This is a genomic window from Pelomonas sp. V22, from assembly GCF_030014915.1.
In the GTDB taxonomy this organism is placed as follows: domain Bacteria; phylum Pseudomonadota; class Gammaproteobacteria; order Burkholderiales; family Burkholderiaceae_C; genus JAUASW01.
In genome coordinates this window covers 206,107-223,940 of sequence record NZ_JAGIXS010000005.1, presented here as the reverse complement: position 1 = coordinate 223,940, position 17,834 = coordinate 206,107, and the positions used below count along the sequence as shown (strand labels likewise).

The window sequence follows — 17,834 nt, the reverse complement described above, 5'->3', positions numbered from 1 at the left end:
TGCGCTCCTAAGCTGAGCTCCTCACAAGCGTCTGCTGGCCTGATCCGGGCCCGGCGAGGCGGCTTGTAGATCGCCGCCCCGTTACTGCGAGGGGCGCTTGCGGTGAAAACCAGTCAACAGAAAAACGCCGGCCCCGTGCACGGCGACGGAGACAGCTTGTGAACAAGATTTCGAAACTGGCCCTGCGGCCGGATTGCCTGAGCCTGGCCGTTTCCATGGCCCTCACCCTGATGGCCAGCCAGGCCGCGCTGGCGCAGACCGCCACAGCGCCAGCCAAGGAAGCCACGCCCGAGACGGCGCCCGCCAAGGACGCGAAAGCCGCCAAGGAAGAGGCCGAGGCCAAGGCCACCAAGGACGTCAAGAAGCCGGCCACCACGGCCGAGCTGAGCTCGGTGCTGGTGATCGGCACGCGGCTCTCTCAGCAGTCCAGCATCGACCGCAAGAAGCGCGCCGCCACCGCCACCGACTCCGTCGTGGCCGAGGACGTGGGCGCCTTCCCTGATCGCAACATCGGCGAGGCGATCTCGCGCATTGCCGGCGTGGCACTGGACCGCGGCGACTTCGGCGAAGGCGTCAGCGTCTCGGTGCGCGGCACCGGCGCCGACCTGACCCGCGTGGAAATGGACGGCCAGGCCGTGCAGGCCGGCGGCGGCACCGACCTGCTGGGCGGCGGCGGCGGACGTGGCGTTGAGCTGCGCGAGCTCTCCTCCGACCTGATCAAGAGCGTGGACGTGGTCAAGGGCTACACGGCCGCCATGACCGAGGGCTCGCTGGGCGGCAGCATCATCATCAACACCCGCACCGGCCTGGACTTCAAGAAGCCCTATTACTCGCTGCGCGTGGCCGCCACCGAGAGTTCGCTGAACAAGAAGACCACGCCCAACCTGAACCTGGTGCTGGCCGACAAGTTCCTGGACAAGCGCCTCGGGGTGCTGGTCAACCTGAACAAGTCCAATTACAACAGCGAGTCGCACCAGCTCAGCAACGGCGGCGTCAATGGCCAGCAGGGCCTCTTGCGCCAGGCCGACTTCGACAACTCGCCGGAAAAGACCTTCGCGTTCAACCCGGCCACGCTGTCCAAGACCGATCCTGCCGTCAACACCACGCTGCTCGCCTCGCCACTGACCGCCGGTGGTACTTTCAACGCGGCCACGCCGATGGAGCTGGTCAGCAAGTCGGCCTCGGCGCAGAGCAAGGCCGACTGCTTTGCGCTGTTCCCCAACCTGACGACGACGCAGGCCAATGCGATCAACGGCTCGACGGCCCGCACGCTGGCGATCAACCAGCGCAACAACGAGCAGCTGACCTGCCTGAACCAGTGGAACGACTACACGCCGGCGCTGATCCGCTCCTATGTGCGTGGCCAGGACGACCGCCGCCACGGCGGTGACCTGCGGCTGGACTTCAAGGTCAGCGACGAGCTGAGCGTTTATGGCAAGTTCGCCAAGAACCAGCGCAAGGTCGACGACGTGGTCGGCAACTTCTCGGTCGGCGGCACGCCGACCTTCAACACGACCGGCACCTTCGTCGACTCCGCCTCGGGCGTGCGCTCGGTGGCTTCGGGCCTGACCTATCCCTATTCGCTGCTGCCCAGCACCTACAGCTACCGTGCCGGCACCACGCTGGCGCAAGGGGCGACCGTCAACGTCAAGCCCGGCTACACGGTGGACGACTCGCACCATGTGACGAGCTACACGACCACCGACAGCTACTACAACACCGACATGATCTTCAGTCGGATCAAGACCGATTCGAAGTACCTGCAGGCGGGCGGCGAGTACAACAGCGGCCGGCTCAAGGCCAAGTTCCTGGGCGGCACGGCGGATTCCAGCATGTTCCGCTTCGACCGCCGCGCCTCGTTCGGCTACCAGTACGGCGAGAGCTCGTTCGCGCTGCAGCCTGATGGTTCCTGGAGCTTCGCGCTGCCGCCCGGCAGCAGCAACGACCAGCTGAACTACGACAAGTACGCCACGCTGTTCAACCAGGCCGCCACGGCGGCGGCGCCCGTCTCGGCAACCAACACGGTCGCCGTGCCGGCCTACACCTCGGCCCAGAAGCCGCTGGTCACCCAGGTCACCAATGTCCTGATCAGCCGCATCTACAAGAGCGAGACCTCCGAGAAGACCGGCAAGCTGGACCTGAGCTACGACCTGCAGGACAAGGTCCCCTTCCTCACCTCCTTGCAGGGCGGCGTCAACCGGCGCACCACCTCGGGCACCTTCTGGGGCCTCGGCGGCGCCACCATCCAGGAGCCGCTCGGCACCTTCGGCCAGGCCGGCTATGTGCCGGGCATCTACCTGCCCACCGTCAATGTGCGCAGCTCCATCGTCGGCTGCGAGAACACGGCCGGCTCGCTGGGCGTGGGCGGCCAGCCCTGCGCCTACGGCTTCAATCCGAGCACCAACCCGGCCACGCCGCAGAACGGCCAGACCGTGCTGACGCAGGCCCAGTACCGCGACCTGGTGAAGCAGGTGCTGTCGGTGGCCCCGGCCGGGCAGTTCTATGCCGGCGCCAGCGGCCGCTCGGCCAACCTGATCAACGGCTGGAACCAGATCGACGTCGAGAAGCTGTTCCAGGGCGCCGGCATCCCGCTGAACCTGGACTGCGTCGTCACCTGCAAGGCCAGCGACGGCAAGGTCTATGACCAGCCGGTCTCGCGCTTCCGCGAGAAGTCCACGGCCGCCTACCTGATGACCGACTTCGAGATGGAGCGTCTGCCCTTCACCGACTGGCGCCTGCCCTTCGGCATGGAACTGGCCGGCAATGTGGGCGTGCGCGCGGTCAAGAACGACGTGACCGGCACCGGCTACCTGACCTTCATCTCGCGCAAGAAGACCGCGGCCTACGACCCGGTCAACCCGGATGCAGCAGCCGGCATCATCAGCACCACCTATCGCAAGAACACCTCGATCCAGAAGTCGACGACGGACGTGATGCCCTCGCTGAACCTGGCCCTGTGGGTGGTGCCCGAGAAGACCGTGCTGCGCTACAGCGGCGCCAAGACCATCGCCCGGCCGGCCTACAACGTTCTCCTGCCGTCTGGCACCTGCATCTACGACGAACGCCGCGAAGACTGGGCCAACGAGGCCGACGGCAGCGATGCCGACCAGAACTGCACCGGCACCATGGGCAACCCGGGCTTGAAGCCCTGGACCAACATCAATCAGAACCTGGCCATCGAGTGGTACCGCAGCCGCGACACCATGTTCACGGCCGCCGTGTTCAAGCACAAGGGCCTGGTGGGCGCGCCCACCCTCGTGGTGCCACGCACCAACGTCAAGGTGTTCGAGGGCACCGACACCATCGACCCCGCGACCGGCAAGCCGCTGTCCGAGCTGGAGTTCAGCTTCAACCAGTGGGGCAACCAGCAGCCCTCCACACGCCGTGGCCTGGAGCTGGGGATGAAGACGGCCTTCACCTTCCTGCCCTCGGTGCTGCGCTTCACCGGCCTGGACGCCAACTACACCCGCGTGCGCTCCAAGCAGCAGGTGCCCACGCTGGACCTGATCACCGGCCAGGAGCAGCCCATCGTCGGCGAGCCCAAGTACTCGTACAACGCCTCGCTGTGGTACGACGACGGCGGCTTCTCGGCCCGCGTGGCCCTGCAGGTGGTGGCGCCGCGCTACTTCTGCTACCAGCCCTGCGGCACGAACTCGACGCTGAACGTCAACAACTACCCCTCGGAAGGCACCTACAACTGGCGCCTGCCCTACAACCCGGGCGTGCCGATCTGGGGCAGCCAGACCCGCTTCGTCGACGCCAAGATGGCCTACAAGTTCAAGAACGGTGTCGAGATCTTTCTCGAGGGCCGCAACCTGACCGGCCAGCGCACGCAGACCAACACCGGCGGCTACGAGGAATACAGCGGCGGCATCCCGAGCGTCTACAGCGACGCCTACAACGGCCGCCGCTACATGGTCGGCGTCAACATCCGGAGCCCGCAGTGATCAGGGGGGCGGGGCTTTCGGTCCTGCTGCTCGTCCTGGCCGGCCCCGCGCCGGCCGAGGACAGCGGCCAGAAGAAGCAGGAGCTGGCGACCGTGCAGGTCAGCGGCAACCGCAATGGCGGCGTGGACCCGGCCGTGGTCACCGCCGCCAAGAGCAAGGTCCTGTCGCGCAACTACGCCTCCTCCTGCGCCTTCATGAGCAGCTACAAGGCCGGCGAGGATGCGGTGACGTTGGCCTATATGCGCGACTTCGGGCTGCAGGACAGCCCCTCAAACGAGGCCGAGCGCCTGCGCGATACCGCGCCTGAGGGCTCGGCCGCGACCAACATGCCGGCCTCCAGCCTGGCGGGCGAGGAGGTGCCCGACCCGAACGCGTCCTCGGTCGGCTGCTCCAAGGCCGACCGGGCCTTTGCGGCCGGCCGCAACTGGATCGCCCGCAAGGACAAGTCGCTGACCCAGGCCTTCGATGCCTTCGAGGCCGAGGACTTCGTCCAGGCCCGGCAGTTCTTCGAAGCCGCCTGGAACAAGGTCGGCTACGAGGAAGCCGCCATGATGCTGGGCCGCATCCACCTGCTCGGCCTCGGCACGCCCAAGGACGCGGCCCAGGCCACGACCTGGTTCCGCCAGGTCACCGACGGCCGCTACGACCCTGTGGCCGACCGCATGCGCTTCGACCCGCGCAAGCCCGACCAGCTGAGCGTTCGCGTCGACGCGGCGCTGATGCTGGCCAAGATCCAGATGACCGGCGCCGGCGGCGCGGCCCGCAACCCGGCCGAGGCACGCCGCTGGTATGCCAAGGCGCTGGACTTCGGCTTCGTGCCGGCCGGCCACACGCTGGCCCAGGCCTCGCTGACCGGCTATGGCGGCGAGAAGAGCGCACGCCAGGCCTTCGAGCAGTTCAAGCAGGCGGCCGAGGCGGGCTTCGCGCCCTCGCAGGTCGAGCTGGCCCGCCTCTACTACAACGGCACCGACGGCCAGGCCCGCGACCTGCCGCGCGCCGCTGCCTGGTACCTCGAGGCCGCCAAGGCCGGCCATGCCGAGGCCATGTTTGCCGCCGCCCGCATGTACGACCTGGGCGAAGGCCTGCCCCTGGACCAGGGCCGCGCCATCGCCCTTTACAAGGACGCCGCCCTGAAGGGCCATGCCGACGCGCAGAACGCGCTGGCCACCTACTTCTACAACGGCCAGTTGCTGAAGCAGGACCTGGCCACGGCGCGCAAGCTGTTCCAGGCGGCGGCCACGCGCGGCCAGGCAGAAGCCATGTTCAACCTCGGCGTGATGCTGACGCGCGCCGAGGGCGGCGAGAAAGACCTGGGCACGGCCTATGCCTGGTTCACGCTGGCCCGGGCTTCAGGCCACGAGCAGGCGGCCGCCGCCCAGGCCGCGATAGCGCCGCTGATGCAGGCCGAGGACCGGGCCCGCGCCGACGCCATCCTGAAGCCCAAGCCCAAACCCTGAGCCTCAATCTCCAGCTCTGGGACAATCACCGCCTGATTCCCAAGAACCCAGGCCGCGCCGATGTCCCGCCCCGAAACCCTCGATCTGTTTGTCTCCTGCCCCGGTGGCGTCGAAGCCCTGCTCGAGGCCGAGCTGCGCGCCATCGTGCCCAAGGTCCACACCGAGGCCCTGCGCGGCGGCGTGGCGCTGAACAAGGCACCACCCGAGGCGGTGCTGGCGATCAACCTGGAAAGCCGGCTTGCGCAGCGCGTGCTGGTGGAGCTGATCGAAGGCGGCTACCGCCATGAGGACGACCTCTACGCCATGGCCCTGAAGATCGACTGGACCCGCTGGATCACGCCGCGCGAGACCATCAAGATCGACACCACGGCCCACCGCTCGCCGCTGAAGAGCCTGAACTTCGCCACGCTGCGCATCAAGGACGCGATCTGCGACCAGCTGCGCGAGGAATTCGGCGAGCGGCCCAGCGTGGACACCCATGACCCCGACTTCCCGGTCGTGCTGCACCTCGGCGAGGAGCGCGCCGCGCTCTATGTGGACACCTCGGGCCAGCCGCTGTTCAAGCGCGGCTGGCGCCTCGACAAGGGCGATGCGCCGCTGAAGGAAACGCTGGCCGCCGCCATGCTGGCCGCAGCCGGCTGGCGCGGCACGCCGGAGACCGGTGGCGCGCTGCACGACCCCTGCTGCGGCTCGGGCACCATCCCCATCGAAGCGGCCCAGATCGCCTGCGGCATCGCGCCCGGCATCAACCGCCGCTTTGCGTTCGAACGCCAGCTGCCGTTCGCGCCGCTGCAGAACCGCTGGTCCGAAATGAAGCGCGAGGCGCAGGCCCGCGTCCATCCGCCGGCCGTGCCCATCTTCGCCAGCGACGTGGCCTTCCGCATGGTCGACTTCTCGCGCCGCAATGCCGAGCGCGCCGGTGTGGCTGAGTACATCCAGTTCAATGGCGGCGACGCGCTGGAGCGCCCGGCGCCGGCGCTGCCTGAGAACATGCCCGGCACGCTGATGATGAACCCGCCCTATGGCGAGCGGATCGAGGTGCGCGGCAAGGCCGCCGCCTTCCGCGATGCCTCCGGTTCTGAGCAGCGCGATGCCGACGACGAGTTCTTCCCGCGCCTCGCTTCGCACTGGAAGCGCGGCTACACCACCAACGAAGCGGGCTGGACGGCCTGGATGCTGAGCCCCGACATGAAGCTGCCGAACAAGATGCGCTTGAAGGAATCGCGCCGCTTCCCGATGTGGAACGGGCCTATCGAATGCCGGCTGTTCCGCTTCGACCTGGTCAAGGGCTCGGCCCGCGAGAAGCGGACCGAGCAAGCATAGTCAGCCGCCGTTCGCCGGGCCGCTCCCTAGGACGGCGGCCCGTCCCCTCGGGGGACCGCACGTGTATTCCACGGGCGAGGGGCGTCAGTTCCTGCCAGCGTTGACCAGGGCCAGCATGCGGGTGCAGCGCATCCACACCAGGGCCAGCGCTATCAGCTGAGCCAGCAGCAGGGCGGCGGCAAAGCTCGCTGCACCGACCGGCGCCACCTGGATGCGCAGCAAGCCGATCAGCCCTGCCAGGGCCAGGCCCAGCAGCGTGATGCCCACATAGAGCAGGATGCGGCCGGGCCGGCGCAGCAGCTCCTTGGTCGCCAACCACCAGGCCTTCAGCACCGAGCGGCGCTGCGGCTCCAGCGCCAGGCGGGCGCGCGCCGCGTCCAGCGTGGCATGGGCCAGCAGGAACACGAGGGCGCCCACGGCCAGTGCCGCGCGGGCCAGCCATTCGGCATCGCTTTCCAGCACCAGGGTCTGGCCATGCTCCTTGGCCGCACCGGCCAGCGCGCCGCCGATCACCAGCGCGAGGCCGAGCGGCAGCAAGGCCCAGAGCCACAGACGTGCCATGCGGCCGTACTCGCGCAGGCCGCCTTGCAAGAGGCCGACAAAGCTCAGCACCACCGTCGAGCGCGCCACGGCGATCAGCGTTCCGCTGAGCCAGGGCAGCAGCAGGATCATCATCGCGACACCGGCGAAGCCCGAGTTGGCCGAATAGCCGCGCTGGCCGAGGCCGCCGATCAGTTCGACCAGCACGGCCGGGTCAAAGCCTTCGACCAGCTTGTCGGCCAGCAGGGACTTGTCGAGCGCACCGCCGAGCACCATCCACAAGGGCAGGATGGTCAGCAGCGTGGGCAGGGCCAGGGCCAGTAGCCACAGCAGCAGCAGGCGCCATTGCAGGGCCTGGCGGGCAGCGCTGACGAAGCTCGCCATCAGGCCGGGAGTGGTTGCGGTGTTCATAGCGTGGCAATCAGGGCGAGCAGGGTTTGGACCAGGCCACCGGCGTCGGTGGCGAGGCGGCGGGCGGCGCGGCCATCGGGCTTCAGGCGCTGGCCGTTGTCGGCCAGGCTGATGTCGAGCGAGTGCTGCTGCTCGGGGTCGAGTTGGGCCGAGACGGCCTTGACCGGTTTGACCCAGGAGACACGCTTCCAGCGCTCCTCGTCGTCCCAGACCACGGTCTCGCTGCTGCCATCGGCGAACTTGACCACCAGGGTCTGAGCCTGGGCTGCACCGCGCCGCCGCAGCATCACCGTCGTGCGGTAGGGGAAGGCGCCGCCCTGCTCGGCCTTGGCATCCGGGTGGGCCTTCTTCCAGGCCTTGCGGGCCTGCTCGACCTGCTCGTCGCGCTGCTTCTCGCTGAGGCCGGCGCCCAGCAGCGGCAGTTCCTCCACGCTCTTGAAGCTCTCGATGCGGTCGTCCACCTTGTTCGAGGCATAGACATGCTGATCGAACAGCTTGTGGATCAGCGCCGGCTGGCCCGAGACCTCGGCCAGCACTTCGCGCAGGTCGGCCGTGCTCGGATGGCGGTACTTCCAGCGCTGGTAGTAGGTCTTGAAGGCCTGCTCCAGCTTGTCCTTGCCGATCTGGGTCTCGATGTCGTGCATCAGCGTGGCCGTACGGGCATAGACCGTGCCGTAGCTGCTGCTGGAGAAGCGGTGCCAGGAGCTGTGGCCCAGCGCGTCGGGCGGGTCGACGAGGCCGGCCGTGGCGCGCTCCATGTCGAAGACCTTGACCTTGGCGCCCACACCCAGCTTCTTCAAGAGCGGCGTGCTGAGGTGCAGGTCCTGGTTGCGGGCGCGCATCATGCGCTGGTCCCAGAACTCGTTCATGCCTTCGTCGAGATACGGCTCCTCGAATTCGTTGGATGCCAGCAGGCCGTAGAAATAGCCATGGCCGAATTCATGGATGGTGACGAAGTCCAGCGCGTACTCGGCCACCGTGCCGGGTTCGGCCTTGGCCATGCCCGAAGCGGTGAAGAAGGTCGGGTACTCCATGCCGCCGGCCTCGGTGGCATTGAAGGGCGGTATCACGGCCGTGACCGTCTTGTAGGGATAGGGGCCCAGAGTCTCCGAGAACCAGGTCAGCGCGTCCTTGGTGGCCTTGAGCACGGCGGGCGCCGTGGCCGCGTACTCGGGTGGGTAGAGCACCTTGACCTTGACCGGCGGGCTGCCCGGGCCGCTCCAGTCGGCCTCCAGCGGCTTGCCGCTGCGGCTGTCGGCCGTCCAGGCGAAGTCATGCACGTCGCCCTGCACGAAACGGTGGATGCTGCGGCCGTCCTTCTTGACGGGCAGCCCCATCTCCTCGCCAGTCGCGCCGACGACATAGCCCTCGGGCACGTTGATCGTCACGTCGTAGCTGCCGAAGTCCGCATAGAACTCGCTGTGCAGATGAAACTCGTGCACGTTCCAGCGCGCCGCGGTGGCGCCCCGTTCGCCGGGCAGCTCCAGCACGCCGACCTTGGGGAACCACTGGCCCACCAGGTGGAAGGTCCCGAAGTAGCCGGTGCGGGCCATCACGCGCGGCAGCTTGTCGATGAAATCAATGTCGAGCGTGGTCGAGCCACCGGCCGGCACGGCCTGCGGCAGGTCCAGGCGCACGACCGTGTGGTCGGTCGTCGGGCCGCCATCGGGCTGGACGAACTGCCAGGGCACGTCGGCGCCGGCCTGCTGCACCTTGTTCAGCTTGATGTGGCCCCAGTCGCCATCCTTGACCGGCACATCGCTGCGGAACTCGAAGCCCTTCAGGCGCTTCTCGCTCATGAAGGTGCTGCCCTCGCCCTCGAAGGCATTCAGGTAGAGGTGCAGGTAGATCGAGCGCACCTCGCGGTCGCTGCGGTTGCGCCAGGTGGTCTTCTGCTTGCCTTCGATGGTGTGGGCCACCGGGTCCAGCTTGGCCTCGATCTGGTAGGCAACCACGCGGTCCGACAGCGTCGCTTCCTGACCGGTGCGCGCACCGCCCCAGGCCTTGGCGCTGCTCGCCTCGCGCACGGCGCCGGCCTGCGGGTCGGCCAGGGCAATGCCATCGGGCGAGACCATGGGGCCGGCGCTGGCCTCACGGGCGGCCGGCAAGGCGGCGGCTGAAGCCGCAGCCTCGGGCACCGGTGGTGCTTCGGCCTTCTCGTCACGGGAGCAGGCGGTCAGCCCCGCTCCCGCCATGCACAACACGGCCCATGCCGCTGCCCGTTTCAGGGCCCTGGATCGACACTTCATGCGCGCTCTCGCTTGGTGAGGACGCGCGATGGTAGGGAGGGGTGGCCTTCGTCACGCTCGGTGCTTTCACCAAGCGCGTTGACCCGGCATGACTTTCGGCATCGGAAACCTCGGCACCGGCTCAGTTCCCGGTCAGCCCCCGGGTCAAGATTCGCTCAAGGCCACCCATCCGAGCACGGCCAGCGGCGCCGTGTCGGCGCGCAGGATGCGTGGGCCGAGGCGGGCCGCGACAAAGCCCTGGGCCCGGGCCGCCGCCTCTTCGGCCGGGCTCAGGCCGCCCTCGGGGCCGCTGAGCACCAGGGTCTGGTCGGCTGGCTTGGCGTTCAAGGTGGAGAGCGGCTCGGCCGCCGTGGGGCTCAGCAGCCAGCGCCGCTGACCCGCTGGCGCCTCGCCCAGCGACGCCAGCCAGGCTGCCAGCGTCTGCACCGGCGCAATGCGCGTCACCTTGCTGCGCCCGCTCTGCTCGGCGGCGGCCACGGCCACGCCCTGCCAATGCGCCTGCTTCTTCTCGGCCCGCTCGCCGCTGAGGCGCAGCACCGAGCGCTCGCTCATCAGGGGCTGGATGTGGGCCGCGCCCAGTTCGGTGGCCTTCTCCACGAGGCCGTCCATGCGGTCGTTGGCAGGCATCACCACGGCCAGCGTGATCGCCTGCGACAACTCGCGCTGCACCAGGTGCTGGGACTGCAGGCGCACCGTCACCTCGCTGCGGCCCATGCTCAGCACCTCGGCCTGCCATTCGAAGCCCGAGCCGTCGAACAAACTGATGGCGCTGCCCGGCTGCAGGCGCAGCACCTGGACATGGCGGGCGGCGCCGGGCGGCAGGCTCAATTCGGTCTGGCCGGCGAGCGCAATATCGACAAAGAAGCGAGGAGGCATGGTTGAATTGTCCCGCACTCAACCGGGAGTTCCCATGCGCCTTGCCCTGCTGCCCCTGCTCGGTCTTTTGATGACGACCCCGGCCCTGGCCCAGGACGCGCCCACCCCGCCCGCCTGGCTGGCCGGCTGCTGGAAGCTCGATGGCGCCGAGGCTGGCTCGGTCGAGCAATGGATGGCACCGGCCGCCGGCCAGATGATGGGCATGTCGCGCACGCTGCGCAAAGGCAAGCTGGCCGAGTTCGAGTTCCTGCAGATCCGCGCGAACGCCGAGGGCAAACTGGACTACGTGGCCCAGCCGCAAGGCCGGCCGCCCACCGCCTTCACGCTGAAGGAACAAGGGCCGCAATCGGTGCTGTTCGAGAACCCGGCGCACGACTTCCCGCAGCGCATCAGCTATGCCCGCGACGGCCTGGCACTGAAGGCGCGGATCGAGGGCCTGCGCAACGGCCAGCTGCGCGGCATCGATTTCGCCTTCCGCAAGATCGCCTGCGACGGCGAGTGAGGCTTTAGCCCTTCAGGCCCAGCAGCAGCCGCAGCTCGCGCGCGGCGTCCTCGCCCTTGTCAATCGCCACGCGCTCGACGAACTGCAGCCCGAGCAACTGCAGCTCAGACAGCGTGCCGCATTTCTCCACGTCCAGCACCATGCTGTAGCGCTTGATGAGGCTGAGGTATTTGGGCGCCTGGCTGGTGAGCATCGAGTACAGCTCTTCGTAGTTCAGGAGCGGCGGATCGCCGTAGGCCTGCACGAGCAGCGGGTCGGCGGCCGGCGCTGCCGGCGCCACGGGTGCTGCAGCCGGTACGGCCGGTGCAGCAGCTTTCACGCCCGCGGCAGCGGTGGCCGCAGCGATCAGCCCCGGCTCCAGCAGCGAGCGGAAATGCTCTTCCTCGGCACCCTGCACCAGACCCAGCCATTCGCGCGCCGTCTTCGTCGCGTCGATCACCAGCAACAGGTTGCGCGCGGTGCGCGACAGGCCCAGCGCCCGCGTCTTGATCTCGGCGCGGCCCGCGTCGGTCTTGGCGTAGCGCTGGTCGAGGCTCATGTCTTGTCGCGCAGCTCGCGGCGCAGGATCTTGCCGACCGGTGTCTTGGGCAGCTCGGTGCGGAACTCGACGATCTTGGGCCGCTTGTAGCCGGTCATGTTGGCCTCGCAATAGGCGCGCACATCGGCTTCGGTGAGGTTCGGATCGCGCTTGACGATGACGACCTTGACCGCCTCGCCGGCCTTGGCATCGGGCACACCCACGGCCGCGGCCTCGAGCACGCCGGGCATCTGCGTCAGCACATCCTCGACCTCGTTCGGATAGACGTTGAAGCCGCTGACCAGGATCATGTCCTTCTTGCGGTCGACGATCTTGAAGTAGCCGCGTTCATCGACGATGCCCACGTCGCCGGTGCGGAAGAAGCCGTCGGCCGTCATCACCTTGGCCGTCTCATCCGGGCGCTGCCAGTAGCCGGCCATGACCTGCGGGCCACGGATGGCGATCTCGCCGGCCTGGCCGGGGGCCACCTCGTGGCCGTCATCGTCCAGCAGCTTGAGCTCGGTGCTGGGCAGGGGCAGGCCGATGGTGCCGGTGTAGGCGGTGCTGTCGGTCGGGTTGCAGGCGGCCACCGGCGAGGTTTCCGAGAGGCCATAGCCCTCGCAGATCGGGCAGCCGGTCTTCTCGAGCCAGAGCTTGGCCGTGGCCTGCTGCACGGCCATGCCGCCGCCGACCGAGATCACCAGATGGCTCCAGTCCACCGTGTTGAACTGCGGGTGATTGGCCATGGCCATGAACAGCGTGTTGACCGCCGGCAGGCTGTTGAAGCGGTGCTTGGACAGCTCCTTGAACACCGCCGGCAGGTCGCGCGGATTCGGGATCAGGATGTTGCTGCCGCCCACGTGCATGGACAGCATCATGTTCGTGGTGAAACCGAAGATGTGATACAGCGGCAGCGCGCAGACACTGACCAGTTGATCGCTCGCCGGCACCTTCTTCAAGGCCGGCTGGTACCAGGCCTCGGCCTGCATCACATTGGCCACCAGGTTGCGGTGCAAGAGCACGGCGCCCTTGGAAACGCCGGTCGTGCCGCCGGTGTACTGCAGCACGGCGATGTCGGTCGGCCCCACCTTGGGCGACTTGTAACTGAGCGCACGGCCGCGGGCCACGGCATCCTTGTAGCGCACGGCGCTCGGCAGCTCGAACTCGGGCACGAGCTTCTTCACCTTGCGCACCACGTAGTTGACGATCATGCCCTTGGCAAAGCCCAGCATCTCGCCCATGGACGCGAGCACCACATGCTTGGTCGGCACATGCTGCATCACCTGCTGCAGGGTGGACGCGAAGTTCTCGAGGATGACGATGGCCTTGGCGCCGCTGTCCTTCAGCTGGTGTTCCAGCTCGCGCGGCGTGTACAGCGGGTTGACGTTGACCACCACATAGCCGGCACGCAGCACGGCGGCCACGGCCACCGGGTACTGCATCACATTGGGCATCATCAGGGCGACGCGGTCGCCCTTCTCGAGGCCGAGGCTCTGGAAGTAGGCGGCCAGCGCGCGCGACTCGGCATCGAGCTGGCCGAAGCTCAGGCTGCGGCCCATCATCGTGTACGCGGGGCGCTCGGGGTACTTCTTGAACGCCGCCTCCATCAGGTCCACGAGGGACGGGTACTGATCAGCATTGATCTCGGCGCTCACGCCGGCCGGGTAATGCTGCAGCCAGGTCTTGCTCTCCATTGCCTTGTCTCCAGGGTTCGGGCGGCATTCTCACCGATGCCTTGACCCTTCTGTCATCGGGCGGTAACCGGGGGCGCTGTGCGCCCGCCGGCCGCTGCCTTGCCTTGTTGGCTACTCCACCGCCTTGAGCATGTCCTCGACCACCTTCTTGGCGTCGCCGAAGACCATCATGGTCTTGTCCATGTAGAACAGTTCGTTGTCGAGGCCCGCATAGCCGGCGGCCATCGAACGCTTGTTCACGATGATGGTCTTGGCCTTGTAGGCCTCCAGGATGGGCATGCCGTAGATCGGGCTGCCCTTCACATGGGCGGCGGGGTTCACCACGTCGTTGGCGCCGAGGATGATGGCCACGTCGGCCTGGCCGAACTCGGCATTGATGTCTTCCATCTCGAACACCTGGTCGTAGGGCACCTCGGCCTCGGCCAGCAGCACGTTCATGTGGCCCGGCATGCGGCCGGCCACCGGGTGGATGGCGTACTTCACCGTCACGCCCTTCTCGGTCAGCTTCTGCGCCAGCTCCTTCACCGCATGCTGGGCGCGCGCCACGGCGAGACCATAGCCCGGCACGATGATCACGCTCTCGGCATTGCCCATCACGAAGGCCGCGTCGTCGGCGCTGCCACTCTTCACATTGCGCTGCTGCGCGGCGCCTGCGGCCGGGCCACCGGCCTCGCCGCCAAAGCCGCCCAGGATCACGTTGAAGAACGAGCGGTTCATCGCCTTGCACATGATGTACGAGAGGATGGCGCCCGAGCTGCCGACCAGCGAACCGGCAATGATCAGCATCGAGTTGTTCAGCGAGAAGCCGATGCCCGCCGCCGCCCAGCCGGAGTAGCTGTTCAGCATCGACACGACCACCGGCATGTCCGCCCCGCCGATAGGGATGATCAGGAGCACGCCCAGCAGGAAGCCCAGGGCCAGCACCAGGCCGAAGTCCATCCACGAGGCCGAGTGCCAGAAGCCGAACATGAAGAAGGCCGACGCGAGGCCCAGGATCAGGTTCAGCTTGTGCTGGCCGGCGAAGGTGACCGGCGCGCCCTGGAACAGGCGGAACTTGTACTTGCCACTGAGCTTGCCGAAGGCGATGACCGAGCCGCTGAAGGTGATGGCGCCGATGAAGGCGCCGAGCGCCAGCTCGATGCGGTTGCCGCCCGGTATCAGCATGCGCACCGGCGCGATGCCGAAGGCGTTCGGCTCCAGCACCGCCGTGGCCGCGATGAAGACCGCCGCCAGGCCGATCATGCTGTGCATGAAGGCGACCAGCTCGGGCATCTTGGTCATCTCGACCTTGTTGGCCATGTAGGCGCCGAGGCTGCCACCGATCAGCAGGCCGACCAGCACATAGCTGAGCCCGAAGGGGTTGCCGTGCGCCAGCTTGTAGATCAGCGCCGCCGTGGTCAGCGAGGCGATCAGCATGCCGGCCATGCCGAAGAGGTTGCCCTTGATGGATGTGGTCGGGTGCGACAGGCCCTTCAAGGCCTGGATGAAGAAGACGCTCGCGACGAGGTAGAGCAGGGTGACGAGGTTCATGCTCATTGCTTGGCCTCCGTCGGTGCTTTCTTCTCTTTCTTTTTGAACATCTCCAGCATCCGGCGCGTCACCAGGAAGCCGCCGAACACGTTCACCGCCGCCAGCGCCACGGCCAGCGTGCCCATGAACTTGCCGGCATCGGTTTCGGTCAGCGCGGCCGCCAGCATGGCGCCGACGATGACGATGGCCGAGATCGCATTGGTCACCGCCATCAGCGGTGTGTGCAGGGCGGGCGTGACGGTCCAGACCACGTGGTAGCCCACGTAGATGGCCAGCACGAAGATGATCAGGTTGGTGATCAGCGGAGAGACCATTTCCATCGCGCTCAGCTCCTCTTGACCGCGCCGCCCTGCGTCATCAGGCAGGCCGCGACGATGTCGTCATCCATGGGCACCTGGAAGCCACCGTCTTTCGGCAGCACCAGCTTGAGAAAGTCCAGCACATTGCGGGCGTAGAGGGCCGAGGCATCGGCGGCGACGAGCGCGGCCAGGTTGGTCTCGCCCACCAGGGTCACGCCATGCTTGACCACGGTGGTGCCGGCCTCGGTCAGCGGGCAGTTGCCGCCGGCCGGGGCCGCGATGTCCACGATCACCGAGCCCGGCTTCATGCTCTTCACCATCTCTTCCGTCACCAGCACCGGCGCGGCGCGGCCGGGGATCAGGGCCGTGGTAATCACGATGTCAGCCTGCGCCACGCGCTTGGCCACCTCGACCTTCTGGCGCTCCAGCCAGCTCGGCGGCATGGGCTTGGCATAGCCGCCCGAGCCTTGGGCCGCTTCCTTTTCTTCGTCGGTGTCGTAGGACACGTCGATGAACTTGGCGCCCAGCGACTCGACCTGCTCCTTGACCGCCGGCCGCACGTCGGAGGCCTCGATCACGGCACCCAGGCGCTTGGCCGTGGCGATGGCCTGCAGGCCGGCCACGCCGACGCCCAGGATCACCACCCGCGCGGCCTTCACCGTACCGGCCGCCGTCATCAGCATGGGGAAGAAGCGCTGGTACTTGTCGGCCGCAATCATCACGGCCTTGTAGCCGGCGATATTGGCCTGGCTGGACAGCACGTCCATGCTCTGCGCCCGCGTGGTGCGCGGCGCCGCTTCCAGCGCAAAGCTGGTCAGGCCGGCGCCGGCCAGGGCCTCGAGGCCGGGGCGGTCGAAGGGGTTGAGCATGCCAACCAGGGCCGCACCCGATTTCATCAGGGTGAGTTCCTCGGCATTCGGGCTCTTGACCTTCAGCACCAGCTCGGCGCCGAGGGCGGCCGCGCGGTCCACGATCTGGGCGCCGGCGGCCGTGTAGGCCTCGTCGATGGCGCTGGCCGATACGCCGGCCCCGCTCTCGACGAGCACGGCATGGCCTTGCGCCACCAGCTTCTTGGCCGTCTCGGGGGTGACGGCGACGCGAGTTTCTCCGGCCGCGCTTTCGCGCGGGACACCAATCTGCATGAATCCCTCCTGGGGAAGATCTGAGAGTCGGGCTGAGCGGATGCTTGCGGCGAGCTTACACAAGGTCAGTGACAACCCGCCCCCGGGGAAGCCAGCAAGCCACAGATGACGAATTGCGAACACTGGCGCCCGCCAGAGTTGCTTTTCGATGGCCCGCCTCTATGCTGCCGCAGCACTTCTTTGGGAGACCCCATGCTGTTACGGCTGTTGAGCCTGGCCCTGTTGGCCTTCACCCTGACCGGCACGGCCAGTGCGGCCGAGGGAGCCGACCCCTACGCCGCCGCCGAGGCCTGGCTCTGCCTCCCCGGCCGCGATGACATCTGCAGCCAGCCCCGCCAGCGCCTGGTGGTCGCGCCCGATGGCAGCCTGCAGGAGCAGCCGCTGGAACGCCCGGCCAGCCCGCCGCCCATCGACTGCTTCTACGTCTACCCGACCATCTCCGAAGACCCGGCACCCAACAGCGGCCGGGTCGCCGGCCCGGGTGAGCGCCGCGCGGTGGAGCAGCAGCTGGCCTTGTTCGCCCCGGCCTGCCGCTTGTTCGCGCCGCTGTACCGCCAGGTCACGCTGGCCGGCCTGCGCGCCCTGCTGACCGGCCAGCCCACCACGGCCAATATGGCCCTGGCCTACGGCGACGTGGCAGCCGCCTGGAAGCACTACCTGGCCCAGCACAACCAGGGCCGCGGCGTGGTGCTGATCGGCCATTCGCAGGGCTCTCTGATGCTGATCCAGCTCTTGCAGCGCGAGATCGAGGGCCAGCCGGCCCAGGCCAGCCTGGTCTCGGCCGTGCTGGCCGGCTATCCGGTCGAAGTGCCGAACGGCAAGGACAGCGGCGGCAGCTTCAAGCAGCTGCCGCTTTGCCGCAGCGGCGAGCAGACCGGCTGCGTGATCAACTACTCCAGCTTCCGCGCCAGCAGCCCGCCGCCGCCGAACGCCCTCTTTGGCCGCACGCCCAAGCCCGGCATGCAGACCGGCTGCACCGACCCCGTGGCCCTCTCGGGCAAACCGGTCGACAGCTATCTGCTGCTGCAGCGCAACCTGCTGGGCCTCGCAGCGCCGCGCGAAGACTGGGCCGCCCTGGCCGCCCGCAGCCCCGCCCAGTTCGTCAGTCTGCCCGGCCTCGTGGAAGCCGCCTGCGTGAACGCCGACGATGCCGCCTACCTGGCGGTCAGCGTCAAGCCCGGGCGCGAGGCCAAGCGGCCGGCTGACATCCCCGGCGATCTCTATGTGGCCGGCAATGTGTTCGCGCCCTGGGGCCTGCACCTGATCGACATCAACCTGGTGGCCGGCAACCTGGTCACGCTGGTCCAGCGCCAGGGCGCCGCCTGGCTGCGGGCCAAGGGCTCCTGA

13 protein-coding genes are annotated in these 17,834 nt (G+C 68.0%); 5 read left to right on the top strand and 8 right to left on the bottom strand.

From position 1 onward, the window contains the following. Positions 1 to 158 precede the first annotated feature (158 nt). Genes J7U46_RS17085 through J7U46_RS17075 form a run of 3 tightly spaced genes read left to right on the top strand, consistent with a single transcriptional unit; the run spans position 159 to position 6,727 of the window. Positions 159 to 3,947, top strand: a complete 3,789-nt coding sequence (locus tag J7U46_RS17085; protein WP_282827969.1) for a TonB-dependent receptor — start codon at positions 159 to 161, stop codon at positions 3,945 to 3,947. Then, on the top strand, positions 3,944 to 5,404 hold the full coding sequence (locus J7U46_RS17080) for a tetratricopeptide repeat protein (protein WP_282827968.1): 1,461 nt from the start codon (positions 3,944 to 3,946) through the stop codon (positions 5,402 to 5,404). The genes J7U46_RS17085 and J7U46_RS17080 overlap by 4 nt, the downstream gene beginning before the upstream one ends. 60 nt (positions 5,405 to 5,464) lie before the next feature. Next, complete coding sequence (locus J7U46_RS17075; RefSeq protein ID WP_282827966.1) at positions 5,465 to 6,727, top strand: THUMP domain-containing protein; 1,263 nt, start codon at positions 5,465 to 5,467, stop codon at positions 6,725 to 6,727. Positions 6,728 to 6,811: 84 nt separating this feature from the next. Here the strand turns inward: J7U46_RS17075 and J7U46_RS17070 are convergent, their stop codons facing one another. The 3 genes from J7U46_RS17070 to J7U46_RS17060 all read right to left on the bottom strand — a co-directional run bounded on the left by J7U46_RS17070 (position 6,812) and on the right by J7U46_RS17060 (position 10,803). Further along, positions 6,812 to 7,678 (bottom strand): hypothetical protein, encoded by an 867-nt coding sequence (locus tag J7U46_RS17070; RefSeq protein ID WP_282827965.1) that lies wholly within the window; start codon positions 7,676 to 7,678, stop codon positions 6,812 to 6,814. Further along, complete coding sequence (locus tag J7U46_RS17065) at positions 7,675 to 9,927, bottom strand: M1 family metallopeptidase (RefSeq protein ID WP_282827963.1); 2,253 nt, start codon at positions 9,925 to 9,927, stop codon at positions 7,675 to 7,677. The genes J7U46_RS17070 and J7U46_RS17065 overlap by 4 nt, the downstream gene beginning before the upstream one ends. 144 nt (positions 9,928 to 10,071) lie before the next feature. Further along, the gene (locus J7U46_RS17060; protein ID WP_282827961.1) at positions 10,072 to 10,803 is read right to left on the bottom strand and encodes a 16S rRNA (uracil(1498)-N(3))-methyltransferase; all 732 of its coding nucleotides are present in this window, start codon (positions 10,801 to 10,803) and stop codon (positions 10,072 to 10,074) included. A 34-nt stretch (positions 10,804 to 10,837) separates the two neighbouring features. On the opposite strand from J7U46_RS17060, the gene J7U46_RS17055 reads away from it, so the two are divergent. Then, the gene (locus J7U46_RS17055; protein WP_282827959.1) at positions 10,838 to 11,305 is read left to right on the top strand and encodes a DUF6265 family protein; all 468 of its coding nucleotides are present in this window, start codon (positions 10,838 to 10,840) and stop codon (positions 11,303 to 11,305) included. A 4-nt stretch (positions 11,306 to 11,309) separates the two neighbouring features. Here J7U46_RS17055 and J7U46_RS17050 read toward each other — a convergent pair whose 3' ends face one another. From J7U46_RS17050 to J7U46_RS17030, 5 genes are all read right to left on the bottom strand, one after another. Continuing rightward, positions 11,310 to 11,843 (bottom strand): hypothetical protein, encoded by a 534-nt coding sequence (locus J7U46_RS17050; protein WP_282827957.1) that lies wholly within the window; start codon positions 11,841 to 11,843, stop codon positions 11,310 to 11,312. Continuing rightward, entirely contained in the window at positions 11,840 to 13,516 is a 1,677-nt protein-coding gene (locus J7U46_RS17045) for a long-chain-fatty-acid--CoA ligase (RefSeq protein ID WP_282827955.1), read from the bottom strand. Before J7U46_RS17045 ends, J7U46_RS17050 begins: the two co-directional genes overlap by 4 nt. Positions 13,517 to 13,627: 111 nt before the next feature. After that, complete coding sequence (locus tag J7U46_RS17040; RefSeq protein ID WP_282827953.1) at positions 13,628 to 15,052, bottom strand: NAD(P)(+) transhydrogenase (Re/Si-specific) subunit beta; 1,425 nt, start codon at positions 15,050 to 15,052, stop codon at positions 13,628 to 13,630. Continuing rightward, positions 15,049 to 15,366, bottom strand: a complete 318-nt coding sequence (locus J7U46_RS17035) for an NAD(P) transhydrogenase subunit alpha (RefSeq protein ID WP_282827952.1) — start codon at positions 15,364 to 15,366, stop codon at positions 15,049 to 15,051. The genes J7U46_RS17040 and J7U46_RS17035 overlap by 4 nt, the downstream gene beginning before the upstream one ends. Before the next feature lie 5 nt (positions 15,367 to 15,371). Beyond that, the gene (locus tag J7U46_RS17030; RefSeq protein ID WP_282827950.1) at positions 15,372 to 16,487 is read right to left on the bottom strand and encodes a Re/Si-specific NAD(P)(+) transhydrogenase subunit alpha; all 1,116 of its coding nucleotides are present in this window, start codon (positions 16,485 to 16,487) and stop codon (positions 15,372 to 15,374) included. Between the two features lie 192 nt (positions 16,488 to 16,679). Here J7U46_RS17030 and J7U46_RS17025 point away from each other — a divergent pair, with 192 nt between their 5' ends. Next, positions 16,680 to 17,834, top strand: a complete 1,155-nt coding sequence (locus J7U46_RS17025) for a DUF3089 domain-containing protein (protein ID WP_282827948.1) — start codon at positions 16,680 to 16,682, stop codon at positions 17,832 to 17,834.